The sequence below is a fragment of the Emticicia sp. genome, from assembly GCF_049241225.1.
Taxonomy (GTDB): Bacteria; Bacteroidota; Bacteroidia; order Cytophagales; family Spirosomataceae; genus Emticicia.
This window is the reverse complement of record NZ_JBMLRC010000144.1, coordinates 1-1,626: the sequence shown is the minus strand read 5'-3', so window position 1 is coordinate 1,626 and position 1,626 is coordinate 1. Positions and strand designations below refer to the sequence as shown.

Below are 1,626 nucleotides of genomic sequence, written 5' to 3'. Positions count from 1 at the left end.
CTATTTAAATCTTAAAAACAATGGAACACTTAGCAACCAAAGTTCGTAAACTCCGAGAAATTTATGGTTATTCGCAAGAATACATTGCCTTTGAAATGGGTATTAGCCAAGCTGCTTATAGCAAAAAAGAAACTGGTCGTACTGAGCTTTCTTTTGGCTGTTTAGAAAAATTGGCGAGTATTTATAAATTATCTATGATGGAAATTATAAGTCTAAGTCCACAAGAATTATTGATAATGGTGATTCAGAAAGATAAGCAGGCAGTGGCTTAATCAATGAAGACAGTACATTAAAAATAATGATTTTACTTATACAAACGCTTAGTTGCAGAAATTGATGTTTAGCCTTTCTGTTACTAAATCCACGAAAGATGATAGCCTTAAAAATTGGCAAAAATGCAAAAAAAGTATGGTAAAACTATCACTACTTCTGTTTCTAATTTCATAATTGTAGTCGTGTTATAGAGTATAGCCAAAAGTTATTGAATCGTAGCTGCTCAGTGATTTATCTTTGTGACACTAAAATAAATCACACACAATGAGACATCTAAAAAAAACACTTTTACTTTCATTCTTAGCTGGTCTTTTAGCCTGCCAAGAAGCTGAGATAAAACCAAGCAACGAAAATATGTCGTTTGTAAAGTTAAAACCAGAAATTGTGAAAGCTGAAAAAACCGAAGATGGTATCAGATTTATCAGTAATGGCAGAATCGTAAAAACTGATAAGTTTTGATTAAGGCGAAAGAATGGTTTATAACCAAACGATATGGAGTACAACGAAATATTATTGAATATAAACCATTCGGCAGCCAATTTTGCAACAACAAATAAGAGTACAGTAACTGAGCAAATAACAGAAGTACGGTAATTAAGCAAATAGCAGAAATACAGTAACTAAGCAAATAACAAAAGCACGGTAACTGAGCGAAGTCGAAGTTACAAATATCTAATAATCAACAACTTATCATCTGTAGTTAGTTTTTATAACCAAAACGAATGAAGTAAAACAATAGGTTATTGAATGACAATGAAAAAGCAACAACCTTTGTAACATCAAATTGAAATTCACAAAAAACACTATTCACACAATGAAAAACTTAAAACAAACCATCGCAATAGCTGCCTTACTTTTGAGCAATTTAGCCTGTAAAGAAGAAATGATACAACCTCAGACAAGCACTGCTCCAACCAAAGCAATGATTGTTCAGCCAGAAAAAGAATTGACAAAAGAAGAGAAAATAGTAGCCAAATATTATGAGGAATTACCAAAAGAATAGTTTTGGTTTATAAATTAAGTAATTGATAATCAGACGAATAGCTCATAGATTTGTAAAGAAATATTAACACTAAATCCACACAACACAATGAAAACAAAATTAAAGTTTGCCTTACTTTTGATGCTCGGTGTAGTTACCGCCTGTGAGCGTACAGACGTAAAACCAGCCAGCAAAAACCCTAACTCAAATAATGAGAGTGTAGCAACTACCAAAGGAATAGAATAGTGAAACAAAGCATTAAATCTACACAACACAAATATAACAAAAGGGCTTCGGATTGGTTTTAGCTGACTGATACTCAACGAGAAAAGCTATTAAAGCGTCCACATAGCAGAAAATGCTTAAAACTG

General features: G+C 32.4%; 4 protein-coding genes. All 4 read left to right on the top strand.

All coding sequences use genetic code 11. From position 1 onward, the window contains the following. The first annotated feature begins 20 nt into the window (after positions 1 to 20). The 4 genes from ACOVO2_RS08605 (at position 21) to ACOVO2_RS08590 (ending at position 1,501) form a co-directional block, all read left to right on the top strand. Complete coding sequence (locus ACOVO2_RS08605; protein ID WP_421769564.1) at positions 21 to 272, top strand: helix-turn-helix domain-containing protein; 252 nt, start codon at positions 21 to 23, stop codon at positions 270 to 272. A 265-nt stretch (positions 273 to 537) separates the two neighbouring features. Next, on the top strand, positions 538 to 732 hold the full coding sequence (locus tag ACOVO2_RS08600) for a hypothetical protein (RefSeq protein ID WP_421769563.1): 195 nt from the start codon (positions 538 to 540) through the stop codon (positions 730 to 732). A gap of 355 nt (positions 733 to 1,087) precedes the next feature. Beyond that, the gene (locus tag ACOVO2_RS08595) at positions 1,088 to 1,276 is read left to right on the top strand and encodes a hypothetical protein (RefSeq protein WP_421769562.1); all 189 of its coding nucleotides are present in this window, start codon (positions 1,088 to 1,090) and stop codon (positions 1,274 to 1,276) included. Positions 1,277 to 1,363: 87 nt separating this feature from the next. Next, positions 1,364 to 1,501: a hypothetical protein gene (locus ACOVO2_RS08590; RefSeq protein WP_421769561.1), complete on the top strand. Its 138-nt coding sequence runs from the start codon at positions 1,364 to 1,366 to the stop codon at positions 1,499 to 1,501. Positions 1,502 to 1,626: the final 125 nt, after the last annotated feature.

Coding starts and splice junctions, on each gene's coding strand:
- ACOVO2_RS08605 (WP_421769564.1), top strand. CDS start 21: ATGGAACACTTAGCAACCAAAGTTCGTAAACTCCGAGAAATTTATGGT.
- ACOVO2_RS08600 (WP_421769563.1), top strand. CDS start 538: ATGAGACATCTAAAAAAAACACTTTTACTTTCATTCTTAGCTGGTCTT.
- ACOVO2_RS08595 (WP_421769562.1), top strand. CDS start 1,088: ATGAAAAACTTAAAACAAACCATCGCAATAGCTGCCTTACTTTTGAGC.
- ACOVO2_RS08590 (WP_421769561.1), top strand. CDS start 1,364: ATGAAAACAAAATTAAAGTTTGCCTTACTTTTGATGCTCGGTGTAGTT.